An 18,023-nucleotide genomic window follows, 5' to 3' on the forward strand; every position below is an offset into this window, starting at 1 on the left:
CGGATAAGACCGTTCAGGCCCCAATCAGCGGCCCGCTCAGTGGTCCTGGAAATAGCCGGCGTTGGTGCGGGGCTGGGCCTGCGCCGTCTGGTCCAGCCGGTTCCACCAGCCGCCGCCGAGCGCCTGGAACAGGGCGGCGGTGTCCGTGAAGCGGGCCGCCTGCGCCTTCACCCGGGCGATCACCGCCTGCTGGAAGTTCTGCTCGGCGGTGAGAACCGAGGGATAGGTCACCGCGCCGGCCAGATACTGCGTGCGGGAGATCTTCACGCTCTCCTGCGCCGCCTTCTCGTAAGCGAGCTGGGCCTTCAGCGTGCTGGCATCGGCCTCGATGGCGCGCAGCGAATCCGCCACGTCACGGAAGGCGGTGATGACCGTGCTCTTGTACTGCGCCAGCGCCTGCTCGTTGCTGGCAATGGCGGATTCCTTGTCGTGGAACAGCGTCCCGCCGTCGAACACCGTCTGGGCCACACTCCCGGCGAGGCTCCAGGCCGCGGTGCCCGGCGAGAACAGGCTGTCCGGCGTGAGGCCGGCGCGGCCATAGCTGCCGGTGAGCTGAACCTGCGGCAGCATGTTGGCCACGTTCACGCCCACCGTGGCGGTGGCCTTGTGGAGGCTGGCCTCGGCGGCGCCGATATCGGGCCGCTGCCGGACGAGGGCGGACGGCACGCTCACCGGCAGGTCGCGCGGCAAGGTGAGGCTGGCGAGGGTGACATGCTCGCCGCGGTCCTGGCTCGGCAGCCGGCCCAGATAGGCCATCAGCTGGTTGCGCTGCTGGGCGAGCTGCTTCTGCAGCGGCGGCAGCGTGGCCTGGGTCTGGGCGAGATTGGACTGCTGGGAGAGCACGTCGGACTGGGCCACGGCGCCCAGCTCGAACTGGCGCTGGATCAGCTTGAGCTGTTCCTGCTCCGATTGGATGATGTCGTTGGTCGCCTCGATCTGCGCCCGCAGAGAGGCATCGGTGATGGCCGCCGTCACCACATTGGCGGTGAGGCTGAGATAGGTCGCCTCCAGCTGGAAGCGCTGGTAGTCCGCCTGCGCCTCCAGCGCCTCGACCTGTCGGCGGGTGCCGCCCCACACGTCGAGCACATAGCTGACGCTGACCGAGGCATTGTAGAGATTGTAGGGGCTGGTGTTGCCGCTCTCGCCCTGGCTCGCCAGCGACGTGACCTGCCGCGTGCCGCTGCCGCTCGCCGACACCTGCGGAAACAGGCTCCCCTCCCCTGCCAGCGCGTTTTCACGCGCCGCCCGAAGCGCGGCCTGGGTGGCGGCGATGTCCGGGTGGTTGCGGATCGCCTCCGCGACGAAGGCGTCGAGCTGCTTGTTGCGGAACACGCGCCACCACTCGCCGGGCAGATCGCGGCCACGCAGAAAGACCTGACTGCCGCCGCCATGGACGGCCGCGGACGTGGTGGGGCCGGGCGTGCCGTCAGGCAGGTAGCCGCTCACGTGCGGCGCATCTGGCACCTCGAAGTTCGGCCCCACCATGCAGCCGTTCATGAGCAGCAGGGAAGCGGCGATCGTGCTTCCCCGCAGGCAGCTGGCGACCCGGGAGAGGGGGCAGAGGTCTCGCATGATCGATGGCACCCGACAACATCCAATTCGAACCGAACCGTTCAGTTCGATAACGGGTAGGCCCAGATATTCCGAGAGTCAATATGGACTGAACCGTTCAGTTCGACTAAGTTGCAGGCATGTCAGAGAGCGACGAGAAAACCCTTGCGCCGCAAGGCTCCGGCAGCCTGCGACCCAAAGCCCGGGAAGCCCTCAAGGCGGCCCGCATCGTGTTTCTCGACGCAGGCTACGACGGCGCCACCATGGACGAGATCGCGCGCGTGGCCGCGATCTCCAAGGCAACGCTCTATGCGCACTTTTCCAGCAAGGCCGCCCTTTTCGAGGAGCTGATCCGCGTCGAATGCCGCGCGGTCAATGCGAACCTCTACGTGCCGGACCCGCAGAACGACTCCATCGAGGCGGAGCTGCGAAAAGTGGCGGCCAACTTCCGCCGCATCTTCGCGCAGCGCGAGGGACTCGACATCTTCCGCATCCTGATTCCGGTCGCGCCCCGGTTTCCGCGTCTGGCAGAAGTGTTCTACGAGGAGGGGCCCGGCGCCGCGATCCGCCAGATTGCGACATATCTGGCCGCGCTCAGCCGCGCCGGGCGAGTGCGCATCTCCGATCCCGACTTGGCTGCACACCAGTTCCTCGCCCTCGTGGCAGAAGATACCAAGCTGGCAGGTGCACTCGCCTTTCCGCGCCCGCGCGCCCGCGAGGTTGATCATCTGATCGACAGCGGGATTGCCATGTTTCTCGACTTCTACAAGGCGTGACTGAAATGCTTCCAGCCCGCTGACGGACAAGGCCTCCGGCGCCGTCATCGAGGGCGGCTCGGTGACGGCCGGGAATGCCTCGCAGCTCTCCGACGGCGCCTCGGCCCTGATCCTCATGGAGGCGATCCGGCGCGTGGCGTTGCGCGAGAATGGGGCCACATGACGAGGCCGGTGTTTCTCAGAGCGCGTTTGAGAAGGGCATTCTTTATGACGATCGTCGGAGCCCTTGGCGCCCCCTTTTGATCGGCGAGGCGCTCCGACTGGCTGTCGAGGATCGCCGCCGGTGCCGACCCCTCACGCCGCTTCCGTGAACAGCCACACGCTATCGCGCGGGATCTCCACGAACACCCGGCTCCCTGCGGCGAGTGTCCTTGAACCGAAAGCCTTCACCTTGAGGTCGCCGAAGGACAGGCGGTATTCCCAGCGGTCGCCAAGATAGAGGCAGGCTTCAAGGCTCATCTCGATCCGATCGGGGGCGGACGTAGCGTGGACCGCGATCTGCTCGACGCGGATGACCGCCTTGCCCATGCCCTCCTGTCCGCCGATGCCGCGCAGCACGCCGTCGAGGGTCCAGTCCACCCCTTCAATGACGGCCCCGCGGGCGGTGCGCCGGATGCGCCCCTCCGCCACGTTGTTGGCGCCAAGGAAATCGGCGGCGTAGAAGGTCTCGGGCTGGGTATAGATCTCCTGCGGCGCACCCTCCTGTACGATCACCCCGTTGCGCAGCAACAAGATGTTGTCCGAGGCGGCCAGTGCCTCGGCCTGATCGTGGGTCACCAGCACGCCGCAGATCTCAAGGTCGAGGATCAGCTTGCGGATCCAGTAGCGGGCCTCCTCGCGCAGCTTGGCATCGAGGTTGGAAAGCGGCTCGTCCATCAGCAGCACGCGTGGTTCATAGACCAGCGCCCGGCAGATGGCGACGCGCTGCTGCTGGCCGCCGGAAAGCTGGTCGGGATAGCGGTCGGCAAGATGGCCGAGGCCGATCTTCTCCAGGGTCGCCTGCACCTTCTTTCCGGCCGACACCTTGTCGATGCCGCGCAGCTTGAGGCCATAGGCCACATTCTCCATCACCGTGCGGTGCGGCCACAGGGCGTAGGACTGGAACACGAGGCCAATATTGCGCTTTTCCGGCGGCAGCACAAAGCGGCGCTCGCTGTCGAACAGCACCGTCTCGCCGATGCGCATCTGGCCCACTTCCGGCTGCTCCAGGCCAGCGATGCAGCGTAGCAGGGTGGTCTTCCCGCTGCCCGAGGCGCCGAGCAGCGAGACGATGGAGCCGCGCTCGGCCTCAAACGCTGCGCCCTTCAGGATATGGTGGCCGCCCAGATACTTGTGAACGTTGGAGACGACGAGCTCAGTCATGGATCTTGGCTCCGAGGCGGAAGGCGAGCGCGATGGCGGCGCCGGTGAGGATGATGGAGACGAAGGCCAGAGCGGCGATGGTGTCCATGGCGCCGGTCTGGAGGAGGGAAACCATCAGCGAGCCGATGACCTCGGTGCCCGCGCTCATCAGATAGACGGCGGTGGCATAGTCGCGCAGGAACACGATCATGATGAGCGCCCAGGCGCCAAGCAGGCCTGGCTTCACGATGGGGATCACCACGTCGCGCCAGCCCTGGGTGATGGTGGCGCCGGTGGTGCGGGCGGCCTCCTCCAGTTCCGGCGCCACCTGGAGCAGCGTGCCCTGCAGCAGGCGCAGGCCGTAGGAGAGTCCGACGATGAGATAGGCGGCGAACAGGGCGATCAGCGTGGTGCGCAGCGGTTGCAGGAACGGGATGAAGAGGAACAGCCAGAAGAAGGCGAGGCCGACCACGAGGCTCGGCATGGAGCGTGGCAGCAGCACCAGATAGTCGAGCGCCATGCCCGAGGCGTCCCTGTTGCGGTGGCCGGCGAGGCCCACCACGAGATAGAAGGCGACCGCCAGCGCGCCGCCGGCCACGGCGAGGATGACGGTGTTGACGATGCCCCGGCTGAGGCTCGGCACGTCCATGAGACTGGCGAAATGGCGCAAGGTGAGATGGGCGAAGGGGTTCACCCCCTGGCCCCAGGCATCGACGAAGGCGCGCAGCACGATGCCGCCGATGGGCAGCACCACCGAGACGAACAGCCACAGCCCGATGAGGCCGAGCGCCACCGCCTGTCCGGTGCCGCCGAGCCGCATCACCTGGGTGCGCGCACCCTTGCCGCCGAGCGCCGCATAGCGCCGGGCGTTGCGCAGGATGCGCCGCTGGTACCACACCATGGGCAGGGTCATCAGCACCAGCACCACCACCACGACAGCCATGAGCTGGTAGGTCGGCACGCCGAACAGGGTGGTGAGCTTGTAGATATAGGTGGTCAGAACCACGATTCCGGTGGGATCGCCCAGTACCAGCGGCACGCCGAACATCTCGAAACCGATCAGCAGGTTGATGGCGGCGGCGAAAACCATGGCAGGGAGCACCATGGGCACGGTCACATCGACACAGATCCGCCACAGCGGCGCACCGGTGATGCGGGCCGCCTCTTCAAGGTCGGAGGGCAGGTTCCGCATCGCTGCGGATACGTATAGATAGACGTGCGGGACGTGACTGAGGCCGGTGACAAATACGATCCCGGCCAGAGAGTAGATATTCCACGGCACATAGCCGAGTATCGATTCGACGAAAATGGATATGAAGCCGGAGGGGCCCACGGACACCGTGTAGCCAAAGGCGAGCACGATGGCCGAGATGAACATCGGTACCAGAACCACCACTTCCAGCGCCTTCTTGAACTTCACGTCGGTGCGGGTGAGCAGGAAGGCAAGCGCGGCCCCCAGGGGCAGCGCGATGGCCACCATGCCCACCGCCATGACGACCGTGTTCAGCAACGCATCCCAGAACATGGGGTCGGTCAGGACGTAGACATAGGCTTCGAGGCTCAGGATGGAGCTCTTCTGGAAGAAAGGACCATCGAGAAAGCTCTGGTAGAAGATGAGCGCGATGGGGGCCACCACGACCAGCGCCAGCGCGCCAATCACGATGCGGCGAAAGCCGCGGGCCTCGCCCGGGCGCGGGATCGGCGCCGGGATGGCCGGCGCCGCCGGGGATGTCTGCTGGATCAGAGGGGGAGAGGCGACGCGTACCGTCATCGGCGGGGCTCCTGCAGATGCTGAGCGCATGCGGGCGCCTCGGGCCGGACATGTCGCCGACACCTGCAGGTCCGCACGCGGGGAACGGGCGTTTCAGGTTGGCGCCCCGGCCGGTCGGGAAGTGGCGGCAGGGCGAAGGGGTTCGGGCCGCAGCAATCACGGTTGGCGGTGCGGAGAGAACCCGACCGCGTCGCGCTCAGTTCTTGCCGGCGGCCCAGCCGCGCAGGAATTGCACCCGCTTCATCGGATTGGTGTAGTCGAGCAAAGCGGCATCCACGGGAATGGGCTTGAGGTTGCCGCCGACGCGCGTGTTGAGCGTGTCGATGTTGAGGCCGGTCGCCACGTCGTTGCGCACCGAGGGCAGCCCCTTGCCGGCGAGCGCGGCCTGGCCCTCCTGGCCCAGGGCGAAGTCCATGAAGACCTTGGCGGCGTTCGGGTGGGGCGCCTTGTCGAGGATGCCGGCGAGGCGCGAGAAGGCGGGGGTGTAATCCTCACCGAAGACGACGCCGATGGTCTGGCTGTCCTTGGCCCATTCCATGGCGTAGGAGCCGATGAGATTGAAGGCGAGGATATTCTCCCCCGAGGCCACCGTCTCCCGCATGGAACCGCTCGACGAGTAGGATTTGCCGCCGGCGGCCCGGAAGGCTGCGACCAGACCCTTGAAAGTCGTGGTTTCCTTGGCGTCGTTGGTCTGGATGAGGAAGGCGATGCCGCTCTTTTCCGGATCGAAGGTGGCGATCCGCCCCTTGGCGTCCGGGCGCGACATGAGGGCGATCAGCTTGGCGCGGGTATTGGGTGCGTCGGCCGCGCCGACGGCAAGCTTGTTGTAGATGGCGCCGACGGGCTCCACCGTGATGGCGTAGAGCTTGTGGTCGTCCGAAACCGCCCAACCGGGCAGGTTCGCCCGTTCGGAGGATTCATAGGATTGCAGGTAGCCGTCCTTGGCAAGGCGCATCTGCAGGTCCATGGCCGAGTTCCAGACCACGTCGCCACCGACCTGGTTGGCCGCCGCTTCGGAAATCACCCGATTATAGATGATGTTGGTATTCAGATCGTTGTAATCTACCTTAATATTCGGATACTTGGCCCGAAACGCCTCGATCATCGGCTGGACCTGGGCATAATCCGTGGCAGAATAGATGACGAGGCCACCCTCCTTGTTGGCTGCGGCAATGGTCGCCTCGTCGGCGGCGACAGCGCCGCCGGAGAGACCCATCAAAGCGGCGCAGGCCAGTGCAATTGTCCTCATCGCAAATTTCCTCCGGTTCGGCGCAAGATTCGACCGGGAGGGCGTGGCAAGGGCGTAACGCCGCTTTCGCCGCCGCACGCTATGAAAAAGCATGGCGGCCCGCTTCCCACCCGGTGTTCTTCTTGTTCTGCGCGGATCTCAGGCGGACCCGTCGTGCCACCCTGTCTAGGCGCGGAAGCTGGCATGAACCTGTCAGAGTGCGGCCTGCCACCGCTTTTCGCCGCCCCGACCTTGAATTACGCTTGCGGCAAGCGGCCGCGCCGGACAGGCCGCACCGGGGGACCTGATGCGCCTGCTGCTCGTGGAGGATACCGTCGATGTCGCCGAGGCGATCGCGGCGAGCTTTGCCCGGCGCGGCGATGCCATGGACACGGCGCACTCCTTCGCCGAGGCGAGGGACCTGCTGGAGGTGCAGGATTACGACGTCGCCATCTTCGACATCGAGTTGGGCGACGGCAAGGGCACCGACATCCTGAAGCTGCTGCGCGCCGCCGGCAAGGCGACGCCGGTGCTGATGCTGACCGCGCAGGGGGCCATCGACCACCGGGTGGCGGCGCTCGACGCCGGTGCCGACGACTACATGGTGAAGCCGTTCGACCTGCGCGAGCTCCAGGCCCGGGTGCGGGCGCTGGCGCGGCGGGCCGGTGACGACCGGATGGGACTTGTCATCTATGGCGAACTGATCTTCGACCCGGCCGGGCGCACCGCCCGCGTCCGCGACACCGTGCTCACCCTCACCCGACGCGAATTCAGCCTGCTGGAAACCCTGATCGCCTGCCGTGGCCGGGTGGCGGCCAAGGAACACATTTTCGAGCGCATGTTCGGCTTCGGCGACGAGGAGGTCGGCCTCAGCTCGGTGGAGACCTATGTCGCGCGGCTGCGCCGCAAGCTGGAGGGGAGCACCGTGAAGATCCTCACCCTGCGCGGCCTCGGCTATCAGCTGGTGGTCCGTGGCTGAGCCCGCGGCCACGGCAGCCGCCGGAGCGGAGGACGAGCCGCCCGGTTGCGGCCCTGCCCCGCCTGCCGGCCGGCCTCAGGGGGCCCCGCAAGAGGGGGCGCCGCGGAGCGTGCAAGACCGTCCGCTGGCGGGGTCGCTGACTCGCCGGCTCGCGGTGGCCATGGTGCTGGTGTTTGCCGCGGGCGCCGGCGCGGTGGCGGTGGCGGCACTCGCTTATGGCTCCCATGCAGCACAGGAGGCCTACGACCGGCTGCTCGTCGGCGCCGCCAACCAGATCTCCGGCGCGCTGCGGATCGAGAATGGCGCGGTGGTGCTGTCGCTGCCGGCGTCGGCCTTCGAGCTTCTCGCCCTCGCTCCCGACGACCGGGTCATCTATGGCGTCTTCGGACCGCAGGGGAAAACCATTACCGGCTATGGTGAGGCGAGCGTGGCCCTTGCCGCCGGCACGCCCTACGTGGGCGGCATTTTCGCCGGCGAGCCCGTGCGGATGGCGGTGGTGCGCCGCGATTTTTCCGAACGCAGCTATAACGGCACCGTCACGGTGGTGGTGGGCCAGACGCTCACCGCACGCACCGCCCTTGCCCGTGACATCGCTAGGCAGGCGCTGCTGCTCGCCGGACTGGTGGGGGTGGCGCTGGCCGGGCTTGCGGTGTTTGCGGTCCGCTCGGCGCTGGGGCCCCTCAAAGCGCTGGAGCGCGACCTCGCCGGCCGCGACCCGGACGATCTTACGCCACTCAAGGTGGATGTACCGCGGGAGATCGGCGGGCTGGTGGCAGCCATCAATCATTTCATGGCGCGGGTGGACCGGCAGGCCGCAACCATGCGCAACTTCATCGGCGATACGGCCCACCAGTTGCGCACCCCGGTGGCGGCCTTGCGGGTGCAGGCGGACCTTGCGGCGGAAGAAAGCGATATCGGTCGCCAGCGGATTCTCGTCGCGCGCATTCACGACCGGGCCGTCGGCCTCAGCCGGCTGACCGACCAGTTGCTCAGCCATGCGATGATTATTCACCGGCGCGACAGCGTGCCCCTCGGCCGCCTCGATCTTCGCACTGCCGCCATGCGGGCGGTGGACGAGAGCGACCACGAATTGCTCGCCGATGCGCCGCTGGAACTGGAGTTGCCCGAGGCCCCCCTGTGGTGCCGGGGCGATGCGCTGTCACTGGTGGAGGCGGTGAAAAACCTTGTGGCCAATGCCCGCCGCTATGGCCGCCCGCCGGTGACGGTCTATGTCCGCCGCGACCGGGGCCATCTCAATCTCGGGGTCCGCGACCACGGGCCCGGCATGCCGCGCGCGGCGCGCACGGCCCCGCGGCGGCGCTACAAGGAGGAGGCGGGCGTCACCTCATCGAGCGCCGGCCTCGGCCTTGCCATCGTGCGCGCGGTGGCCGAGGCCCATGGCGGCCGCCTCACCTTCGCGCACACCGCGGACCGCGCGTTCGAGGCCTATCTCGTGCTACCGGAATCGTCCTCATGAGGCTGCTTGGCGTCGTGCTCTTTATCGCCCTGCTCACCGCCGCGCCGCTCCCGCTGGTTGCCGCCGAGGGGCCGGAAGAGGTGACGAGCTTCGGGCCGGGGGATGCCCCGCGCCGCCTGCTGGTGCGCGGCACCACCGACATCCCCGTGTTCCGCACCGTGCTCCAGGCCTTTTCGCAGACCCTGCCGTATCTGCGCATCGACTATGAGCAATGGTCCGCCAACGCCCTGAACGCCCGGACCGAGGCGGACTGCAACGCCCATGCGCCGGGCGCCGACTTCATCATCAATTCCGGCATTGATCGCATGCTGAAGCTGGTGAATGACGGCTGTGCGCTGCCCCACCGCACCGACGCCACCGCGTCCATCCCCCAGGGGAGCCACTGGCGCTCGGAGATCTTCGCCATCACCGCGGAGCCCGGGGTCATCATCTACAACCGCCAGCTCGTGCCGCCGGAAGAGGTGCCGCGCACCCGGTTCGACCTTATCGACCTGCTGCGCCCGGTGGACAGCCGCTATGCCGGCCGCGTCGCCACCTATGACATCGAGGCCTCTGGAACGGGCTACATCTACGCCTTTGCCGATTCCCTGCAGGCCAGCACCTTCGGCAGTCTGATCGAGGCCTTCGGCCGCTCCGGCGCGGTGGCCACCTGCTGCTCGGCGGAACTGATCGGTGGCGTACAGGACGGCACCTATCTCATCGGCTACAACGTGCTTGGCTCCTATGCCGCCGCGCGCGCCGCCGAGGATCCGCTGCTTGGCGTGGTGCTGCCGGAGGATTACACCCTCATTCTCTCGCGGGCGGCCATGATCCCGAAGGGCGCAGCCAATGTGGACGATGCCGGCGCGTTCATCGACTTCCTGCTCGGCGCCGAGGGCCGCAACCAGCTGAACAGGACCCGCCTTCTGCTGAAGGACGACGACGGCGACGCCCGCGGCGGCATGCTCCGGCCGGTGCCCCTGTCGCCGGTGCTGCTGGTGGCGGTGGATGCGGCGACCCGTCAGCAATTCCTCGCCCGCTGGCGCAGCGCCTTTCCGAAGCGCACCCCCGCCTTCGATGCGCCGCAAGGGCCTTGAACCAGCGTCATATTTGTTGAATTTACTGGGGCGCGATCCGCCCATATGGAGCCGCGACTTCGCGCTCCACGAGATCCAGGGCGACAAGGACGTGACCCTTCTCACCACCACGAGCGAAGCCGGACAATACGGTTCGGGACGGCACCCGCGCGGGTGCCGTCCACACCGCGGGAACCCTTGCCCATCCCCCCGCCCGGGGGGCTCAATTGCTTCGCGGCGGCTTGCGGATGTCGTCATACAGCGTGTGCAGGCGCTCCAGCGAGCGGGTGGAGCGCTCCGGCTCGGCGGCGGCGAGGCCGATCACCAGCATCTCGATGCACATGAGCACAAGCCCGTGCAGCGGTACCGTTTCCGACTTGCCGCGCGGAACGCGGATCACCACCTGCGCCTGCCGCCCGAAGGCGGGCGAGGCGGAGCCGGTGAGGAGGATCATGGGCACATCCAGCCGCCGCGCCTCCTCCAGCGCCGCCGCGCCCTCCCGGTGGGCGCTGGCCTGCCCCATCATCACCAGCACGTCGCCGCGCCGGACGGCGAGGAGTTGCTCGCCGAGAGAAATTCCGGTGCGGTTGAGGGCGTAGGCGTGCCGGCCGTTGCGGACCAGAAGGCGCGCGGCATAATCGGCAAGGATGGCCGAGGCGCCGATGCCGAACACGCCGATGCCGCCCGCCTTGCGCATCAGGTCCACGGCGGCGGCGATGGCGTCGCGATTCTCCCGCGTGGTGATCTTCTCGATCCCCATCATGTGGCCGTCGCGAACGAAGTCGATGGCCGCATCGATGTCGCGCGCCAGATGCTCGGTGGTGGAGCTCATCTTGTCCACCGACGAGATCACCTCGCCGAGATAGCCGGAGATGGTGCGCTTGAGGTCCTTCAAGCCGTCGAAGCCGAGGGCCTGGACGGCGCGGATGACGGTGGCGTCGGAGGTCGCCGTCTCGGCGGCAATCTCCAGCGCCGACTGGCCCAGCACGGCGCGGCGGTTCTCGTTGATGTAGTCGGCGACCACCTTGAGGCGGGGGGAAAGGCCCGCGCGGCGCGCACGCAGGCGCTCGCCGAGGCGATCGACCCTGCTTCTGCCACCTTGCGTCGGCGTCGTCATCCGGCCCCGTGCGCCCCCTGCCAACCGATCCCGGCATGCTGGCACAGGGCAAGCCGTCGTTTCAACGCCGCTTACCGCCGCGCCGGCGACAGGCGGAGCACCTGCGCCTGCACCACCGGCACCAGCAGGCTGAGGGCGGCATAGGTGTTGGAAATGGTCTCGTCGCGCGGCAGCATCAGGTGGCGGCCGTCGCGGCATGCCTTCATCATGCGGCACCAGCCGGGCATCACCTGGTCCATGGCCGCCATCTCCTCCCGCGGGCCGTCGCCCAGATCGGAGCGGAAGGTCCCGAAGGTAAAGTCGGCGTCGATGTCGGGCAGCCGCTCCGCGCTCACATCCATGCGCCCGCCTTCGGGGATCGCCTCCACCAGCGGCGGAAAGCGGAAGCCGGCATCGCGCAGGACCCGGCCCAGGGCGCGATCGGTGTGGAACACCGTGATCTTGCCCTGGTTGGCCTGAAAGCTCGAAACCGTGATGCGGGACGTATCCACCAGACGCCGCAATTGGGCGATCTGCGCCGCATAGCGCTGCTGCAGCGCGCCCAGGCGCTGCTGCGTGCCGGTCAGGAGCGCCAGCTTGCCATAGATGGCGGCGGGGCCGCCCCTGAGGTGCTCGATGCTCACCGTGGGCGCAATGCGCTCCAGCTGGGAGATGGGGGTGTCGCGGGTGGGCGAGGTGATGATGAGGTCGGGCCGCGCCGCCACCACCGCCTCCAGGTCGATGGCGCCGGCACCGAGGAAGGCGATGGGCGCCGTATCGAAATCAACGCCCGTCAAGAGCTTGCCGGCGCGCAGGAAGCGGGTGCCATCCGGCCGCACGCGCCCGTGGCTCGCCACCGGCATCACCCCGAGTTCGATCAGCGGCAACGTGATGTCGAGGTCATGCAGCGACACGATGCGCTGCGGCCGCTCGGGCACCTGGACGGTGCGGCCGAGATCGTCGGTGAAGGCCCGCGTCTGCGCCAGCGCACGGGCGTCGCCGCCCAGGAGCAGCAGGACCGGGAGAAGCAGCTTCAGCAGGGATCGGTTCATGTCGCGCATCACAGGCGGTCGCGCCGCCGCCACAGGATGAAAAGGAAGAAGGGCACGCCCACGACACACATCACGATGCCGGCGGGGATCTGGAGCGGGGCGAAGAGCAGCCGCCCCGCGGTGTCGGCCGCCAGCACCATGAAGCCGCCGAAAAGAGCGCTCGCGCCCAGCACGGCCGCCTGCCCCCCGCCCAGTAGGAGGCGCGCCATGTGCGGCGCCATGAGGCCGACGAAGCCGAGGCTGCCGACGCAGGACACCGCCGCCGCCGTCATCAGCACCGGCGCGGCCAGGGTGAGGGCGCCGAGCAGTTTCAGCCGCACCCCCAGCCCGCGCGCGGCGCCGTCGCCCAGCAGGGCCGCATCGGCGGCACGTGCAGTGAGGAACAGCGTGCCGGCCCCCAGCGCGCCCCAGAAGGCCGCCACGGGCACCAGCGGCCAGTCGGCGCCATGCAGACTGCCGGCGAGCCAGACCAGGGCGGTTTCCACATCGTCCACGTCGGCGGTGGTGAGGAAGACCAGCAGCGCCGCCGAAAGCAGCCACGACACGCCGATGCCCACCAGCACGAAGCGCACGCCGGACACGTCGCGGGCCAGCGCCGCCACACCGAGGGCCACCGCGAGCCCGCCCGCCATGCCGGCCGGCGCACGAGCGGCCACGTCCACCGCAGGAAAGGCGAGAATGAGGACGAGCACGGCGACGCTCGCCCCCTCCTTCACGCCGATCAGGCCGGGATCGGCAAGGCCGTTGCGCGTCAGCGCCTGCATGGCGGCGCCGGAAAGCCCCAGCATGGCGCCGGCCAGCACCGCCAGGAGCACCCGCGGCAGGCGGATGCCCGCCACCACCTGCATCACCTCCGGCGCCACCGGCGCGCGCACGAGGGCCGCAAGCACATCCCGCAGGGAAAGCGGCAGGCTGCCCGAGGCAAGCGCGAACAGGCCGGTTCCAAGGATGGCTGCGGCCAGCACGGCGCCAAACACCGCCACCCGCGGGCGCAGCCGGATGGACAACGGCCCCAGGGCGAACCTGCGATGCCCGGCGGCGTGGGCAGCCCCGCTCATCGCCGCCCCCGTGCCGCGAGGGCGATGAATACCGGCACCCCCACCAGCGCCGTCATCGCCCCGGTGGCCAGCTCCCGCGGGGCGAGAAGGGTGCGCGCGGCAAGGTCCGCCGCCAGCAGCAGCGCCGCGCCGCCCAGGGCGGACAGCGGCAGGGCGAGGCGCATGTCGCGCACGCCCAGTGCCCGCAAGGCGTGGGGCACCACCAGCCCGACAAAGCCGATGGGGCCGGCCAGGGACACCGCCGCCCCGGCCAGGAGGCCGGCGGCGACGAGGCCGGCAAGGCGGGTGCGGGCGACATCGACCCCGAGGCCGCGGGCCACGCCGTCGCCCAGGGCCAGTGCATCCAGCCGCCCGGCCACGGCGAAGGCGATGGCAAGGCCTAGTCCCGCCGGCACGCACGCCGCCCGCAGCGCGCCATAGCGCAGGCCGGAGAGATCGCCGGCGAGCCAGAGCCGCACCGTCGCCAGGGTCTGGTCGTCGAGGATGAGCTGGGCCGAGGTGAGCGCCGCCGCGAACGCCGAGAAGGCGACGCCGCACAGCGTCACCTTCAGCGGCGTGGGGCCGGAGCGACCCGCCGAGGCCGCGGCCACCACGAGGGCGAACAGTGCCCCGGCGCCGAGGGCGGCGACAAATGGCCGGGCGGCGACCAGCGCCTCGGCGGGCGGCAGGGCCCCCGGCTGCGTCGCCAGCAGCGGGCCCAGGGAAAGGGTGGTGACCACGGCGAGGGCTGCCCCCGCATTCAGCCCCAGCACATGGGGTTCACCCAGGGGATTGCGGGTGATGGACTGGACCAGCGCCCCGCACACCCCCAGCCCCGCCCCCACCACGAGGCCGGCGAGGAGCCGGAGCAGGCGCAGTTCCACCACCACATTGTGGTCGAAGCTGTCGGCATCGAACGCCACCAGCGCCTCGATCACCACCCGCGGCGCGATCGGCCGCGCCCCGGCCCCCAGATGGGCGACGGCAAGCCCCGCCACCACCAGAATGAGGCCGAATGCGGCACCGATCTGCGGCAGGCGCCGGCCGGCCTGCCGAAGGGCGCAGCCTGCAGCACGAGCGGCAGGCGCTGGCGTAAGGCTTATGGGGCGGCTCATGGGGCGGCGTCCGGCACGGCGGCACGGGGAACGAACACCGGCCGGCCGGTTTCGGGATTTTCCAGCGCCAGCACCGCGACCCCGAAGATCTCCCGCACCAGCTCCGGCGACAGGCCGGCGCCGCCCTCCACCACGCCGCGAATGCGCCCATCCTTCAGGCACAGCACGGTGTCGGCATAGGCCAGCGCCATGTTCAGGTCGTGCAGCACCACCACCACCGTACGGCCATGGCCGCGGGCCAGCCGGCGCAGCAGGTCCAGCACCTCGACCTGGTATCGCAGGTCCAGGAAGGTGGTGGGCTCGTCCAGGAGGATCACCTGCGTCTCCTGCGCCATGGCCATGGCGATCCAGCACCGCTGGCGCTGCCCGCCGGACAGGGCCTCAACCGGCGTGCGCGCGAAGCCCAGCGTGCCGGTGAGGCGCATGGCGGCTTCCACCGCGGCATCGTCCGCGTCGCTCCATTGCCGCAGGAACCCCTGGTGGGGATAGCGGCCGCGGGAGACCAGATCGAATACGGTGAGCCCCTCCGGCACCACCGGGCTCTGGGGCAGGATGCCGAGGTCGCGGGCCAGCGCACGGGTTGGCATCTGGTGGATGGAGCGCCCATCGAGGCGCACCGCGCCCGCGAACGGCTTCAACAGCCGCGCCATGGCGCCGAGCAGGGTGGATTTTCCCGAACCGTTGGGGCCGATGAGGGCGGTCATGCCGCCGGCGGGGACGGTGAAGGTCACGTCGTCCACCACCATGCGGTGGCCGTATCCGGCGCTGAGGGCGGCCACCTCCAGCCGCATGGGCCTGCGTTCCTCTGCCGTCTCGCCGGAGGCGCGCCCGCTGGTGTCAGCCATCAAGCCTTCCTGCATCCTCTCCCACCCGGATCGCCCGGCGCACCGGGCCGGGCGCCGCAGCATATCCGGCCCCGATCCACCGGGCCTGCTTCTGCCGCACCTGTGTAGTAGTCAAACCGCAGACGAACGCAAGAACCTGCAATTTCCGCCAGATGCCGGCTCCAACGCCACACGGGCAGGCCACTTCCGTCATAGATTTAAATTATTCCATTTCTGAAACTGCGCCATTTCCCACCCGCGACACCCATGCTACTCACCACCTGCACGCGGATCGGACGATCCAATTGCACATTATGCTTATTTCATGAAAGCCATTCAAGGAATCCGCCTCCTCAACCTGGAGCGATATTAGACCACCTCCAGATTTTACTACTACACCTTCCTTCCAAGACTCGGCCCCGATTTCCGCTCCAGCCGCGGTTTCCGGTCGATGGACCGGAGCCGGCCGCGGCCGGGATGATTGCAGAACCGCCTTTGGGGTGATGGTCCGATGTCTTCATGTTCAACCTTCCGCCTGCGCCGGCACCTTGCGGCCTCGGCCGTGAGCCTCGCGCCGCTTGCCTTTGCGTCCGGCCTGGCCTGTGCTCAGGAGGCCCCGGCGAGCGATGCGGAAGATGTCGCGCTCTCCACCGTCGTCGTGACGGCGGAGCGCAGCGAGGGCCGGGTGGAGGGCTACCAGCCCATCGCCACCTCCACCGCGACGCTGACGCAGATGCCGATCCTCGACATTCCGCAGGCGGTGAACGTGGTGACCAACGAGGTCATCGTGGACCAGAACGCCCGCACCCTGGACCAGGTGCTGGCCAATGTGAGCAACGTCACCCAGGCCAACACGCTGGGCGGCACGCAGGACGCCTTCATCCGCCGCGGCTTCGGCGATAATCGCGACGGCGGCGTACTCACCAACGGGCTGCGCACGGTGCTGCCCCGCAGCTTCAATGCCACTACCGACCGGGTGGAAGTGCTGAAGGGGCCCGCCTCCACCCTCTACGGCATCCAGGAGCCGGGCGGCATCATCAATGTCATCACCAAGAAGCCGCAGGAAACCTTCGCCGCCATCCTCGACGGCTCGCTCACCAGCTTCGGCGGCGGCTATGCGGACTTCGACCTGACCGGCCCCATATCCGACACCCACCTCGCCTACCGCTTCATCGGCGAATATCAGGACACCAATTACTGGCGCAATTTCGGCGACATCGAGCAGGGCATCCTCGCCCCCTCTTTGGCCTATTATGGCGAGGACACGGTGGCGACCATCGCCTACACCCACCGCGAATATTCCGTGCCGTTCGACCGTGGCACCATCTTCGATCTGGGCACCGGCAAGGCCGTGCCGGTGGATCGCCGCATCCGCTTCGACGAGCCATACAACATCACCAACGGCACATCCGACCTGTTCCTGGCCGGGATCGACCACGAATTCAGCAACGCCTGGAAGCTGAAGGTCAACTATGCCTACAGCCAGGATGTCTATGCGGACAACCAGGCCCGCGTCATCGCCTATGATTCCGCCACCGGCAACCTCACCCGCCGGTCCGACGCCACGCAGGATTCCACCCAGCAGAACCACAACGTACGCGCCGACCTCAGCGGCAATGTCAATGTCGCCGGCATGAAGAACGAGCTTCTGTTCGGTGCCGCCTACAATAATTACGACCTGTTGCGCACGGACATGATCCGTTGCAAGAACAAGACGGGATTCAACATCTACAATCCCATCTACGGCAACCTGCCCTATTGCACCACGGTGTCGGCCGCCGACAGCGACCAGACGCAGCAGCAATCCCTCTATAACGGCTATGCCCAGGATGCGCTCTACCTGACCGAGCAGTGGATCGTGGTCGCCGGGGCGAGCTATCAATATTACACCCAGATGGCCGGCAAGGGGCGCCCCTTCAATCTGAATACCGATGCCGAGGGCGGCGAATTCATGCCCCGGGCGGGCCTCGTCTACAAGGCGACCGACACGCTCTCCTTCTATGCCAATTATGCGACCTCCTTCATGCCGCAGCTGTCCATCGCCAGCTATGTGGGCTCCCTGCCGCCGGAGACGGGCGTTTCCTACGAGGCCGGCGTCAAGTTCGAGATCTTCAAGGGTCTCACCGGCACGGCGGCGATCTTCAACATCGAGAAGGAGAACGTGCTCTATACGGAGGTGATCAACGGCGAGAGCTTTGCGCGCACCGCCGGCAAGGTGCGCTCGCGCGGGCTGGAGTTCGACATTTCCGGCGCCGTCACCGACCGGATCAACCTCATCGCCAGCTATGGCCTCACCGACGCGGTGATCGTCGAGGACCCCGATTATGCCGGGAACGTGCCGGCAAACGTGGCGCGGCACAATTATTCGCTGTTCGCCACCTATGATTTCGGCAAGGTCTGGGGCGACAACAAGCTGAAGGTCGGCGGCGGCTTCCATGGACGCAGCGCCGCCCCCGGGGTGGCCGCCAACACCTATTGGCTGCCGGCCTATGTGGTGTTCGACCTCATGGCCGCCTACACCATTGCCGCGCCGACGCCGGTCACGGTCCAGCTCAACGTGAAGAACCTGTTCGACACCACCTATTACACATCCTCCATCGGCACCAACAACCTTGGCGTTGCCATCGGCGATCCGCTGGAAGCAACCCTCTCCGCCCGCATGCAGTTCTGAAATTCCGGCGGCGGGCGGGGCCGGGCGCGACCTTCCCTCACGGAGAGCAA

At 68.0% G+C, this 18,023-nt stretch carries 14 protein-coding genes and 1 pseudogene; 6 read left to right on the forward strand and 9 right to left on the reverse strand.

Annotated elements, in window-relative coordinates; translation table 11 throughout:
* Positions 1-36: 36 nt before the first annotated feature.
* Entirely contained in the window at positions 37-1,572 is a 1,536-nt protein-coding gene (locus ACI7BZ_RS18925; RefSeq protein ID WP_414118681.1) for an efflux transporter outer membrane subunit, read from the reverse strand.
* Positions 1,573-1,691: 119 nt separating this feature from the next.
* Between ACI7BZ_RS18925 and ACI7BZ_RS18930 the strand changes: the two genes are divergently transcribed.
* Both ACI7BZ_RS18930 and ACI7BZ_RS18935 read left to right on the forward strand, forming a co-directional pair.
* Positions 1,692-2,327 (forward strand): TetR/AcrR family transcriptional regulator, encoded by a 636-nt coding sequence (locus ACI7BZ_RS18930; protein WP_414118682.1) that lies wholly within the window; start codon positions 1,692-1,694, stop codon positions 2,325-2,327.
* Between the two features lie 43 nt (positions 2,328-2,370).
* Positions 2,371-2,451 (forward strand): annotated as a pseudogene (locus ACI7BZ_RS18935) (thiolase family protein); the annotation flags it as partial.
* 170 nt (positions 2,452-2,621) lie between these two features.
* Here ACI7BZ_RS18935 and ACI7BZ_RS18940 read toward each other — a convergent pair.
* The 3 genes from ACI7BZ_RS18940 to ACI7BZ_RS18950 all read right to left on the reverse strand — a co-directional run bounded on the left by ACI7BZ_RS18940 (position 2,622) and on the right by ACI7BZ_RS18950 (position 6,688).
* Complete coding sequence (locus ACI7BZ_RS18940) at positions 2,622-3,689, reverse strand: ABC transporter ATP-binding protein (RefSeq protein ID WP_414118683.1); 1,068 nt, start codon at positions 3,687-3,689, stop codon at positions 2,622-2,624.
* Positions 3,682-5,439, reverse strand: a complete 1,758-nt coding sequence (locus tag ACI7BZ_RS18945) for an ABC transporter permease (RefSeq protein ID WP_414118684.1) — start codon at positions 5,437-5,439, stop codon at positions 3,682-3,684. The genes ACI7BZ_RS18940 and ACI7BZ_RS18945 overlap by 8 nt, the downstream gene beginning before the upstream one ends.
* 196 nt (positions 5,440-5,635) lie before the next feature.
* Positions 5,636-6,688 carry an ABC transporter substrate-binding protein gene (locus tag ACI7BZ_RS18950; protein ID WP_414118685.1) on the reverse strand — a complete coding sequence of 351 codons (1,053 nt, stop codon included), beginning with the start codon at positions 6,686-6,688 and terminating at the stop codon, positions 5,636-5,638.
* Positions 6,689-6,974: 286 nt separating this feature from the next.
* On the opposite strand from ACI7BZ_RS18950, the gene ACI7BZ_RS18955 reads away from it, so the two are divergent.
* From ACI7BZ_RS18955 to ACI7BZ_RS18965, 3 genes are all read left to right on the forward strand, one after another.
* On the forward strand, positions 6,975-7,646 hold the full coding sequence (locus ACI7BZ_RS18955; protein ID WP_414118686.1) for a response regulator transcription factor: 672 nt from the start codon (positions 6,975-6,977) through the stop codon (positions 7,644-7,646).
* 109 nt (positions 7,647-7,755) lie between these two features.
* Complete coding sequence (locus ACI7BZ_RS18960; protein WP_414118687.1) at positions 7,756-9,123, forward strand: sensor histidine kinase; 1,368 nt, start codon at positions 7,756-7,758, stop codon at positions 9,121-9,123.
* Complete coding sequence (locus tag ACI7BZ_RS18965) at positions 9,120-10,199, forward strand: ABC transporter substrate-binding protein (RefSeq protein WP_414118688.1); 1,080 nt, start codon at positions 9,120-9,122, stop codon at positions 10,197-10,199. Before ACI7BZ_RS18960 ends, ACI7BZ_RS18965 begins: the two co-directional genes overlap by 4 nt.
* A gap of 202 nt (positions 10,200-10,401) precedes the next feature.
* Here ACI7BZ_RS18965 and ACI7BZ_RS18970 read toward each other — a convergent pair whose 3' ends face one another.
* The 5 genes from ACI7BZ_RS18970 to ACI7BZ_RS18990 form a co-directional block, all read right to left on the reverse strand.
* On the reverse strand, positions 10,402-11,295 hold the full coding sequence (locus ACI7BZ_RS18970) for a MurR/RpiR family transcriptional regulator (protein WP_414118689.1): 894 nt from the start codon (positions 11,293-11,295) through the stop codon (positions 10,402-10,404).
* A 71-nt stretch (positions 11,296-11,366) separates the two neighbouring features.
* Positions 11,367-12,326 (reverse strand): ABC transporter substrate-binding protein, encoded by a 960-nt coding sequence (locus tag ACI7BZ_RS18975; protein ID WP_414118690.1) that lies wholly within the window; start codon positions 12,324-12,326, stop codon positions 11,367-11,369.
* Between the two features lie 8 nt (positions 12,327-12,334).
* Positions 12,335-13,384 carry a FecCD family ABC transporter permease gene (locus tag ACI7BZ_RS18980; RefSeq protein WP_414118691.1) on the reverse strand — a complete coding sequence of 350 codons (1,050 nt, stop codon included), beginning with the start codon at positions 13,382-13,384 and terminating at the stop codon, positions 12,335-12,337.
* The gene (locus ACI7BZ_RS18985) at positions 13,381-14,478 is read right to left on the reverse strand and encodes a FecCD family ABC transporter permease (RefSeq protein ID WP_414118692.1); all 1,098 of its coding nucleotides are present in this window, start codon (positions 14,476-14,478) and stop codon (positions 13,381-13,383) included. Before ACI7BZ_RS18985 ends, ACI7BZ_RS18980 begins: the two co-directional genes overlap by 4 nt.
* A complete protein-coding gene (locus ACI7BZ_RS18990) occupies positions 14,475-15,323 on the reverse strand; it encodes an ABC transporter ATP-binding protein (RefSeq protein WP_414118693.1) in 849 nt (282 codons plus the stop codon). The genes ACI7BZ_RS18985 and ACI7BZ_RS18990 overlap by 4 nt, the downstream gene beginning before the upstream one ends.
* 490 nt (positions 15,324-15,813) lie before the next feature.
* Between ACI7BZ_RS18990 and ACI7BZ_RS18995 the strand changes: the two genes are divergently transcribed.
* The gene (locus tag ACI7BZ_RS18995; protein WP_414118694.1) at positions 15,814-17,973 is read left to right on the forward strand and encodes a TonB-dependent siderophore receptor; all 2,160 of its coding nucleotides are present in this window, start codon (positions 15,814-15,816) and stop codon (positions 17,971-17,973) included.
* Positions 17,974-18,023 lie beyond the last annotated feature (50 nt).

This window comes from Xanthobacter sp. AM11 (genome assembly GCF_047444035.1).
Classification (GTDB): domain Bacteria; phylum Pseudomonadota; class Alphaproteobacteria; order Rhizobiales; family Xanthobacteraceae; genus Xanthobacter.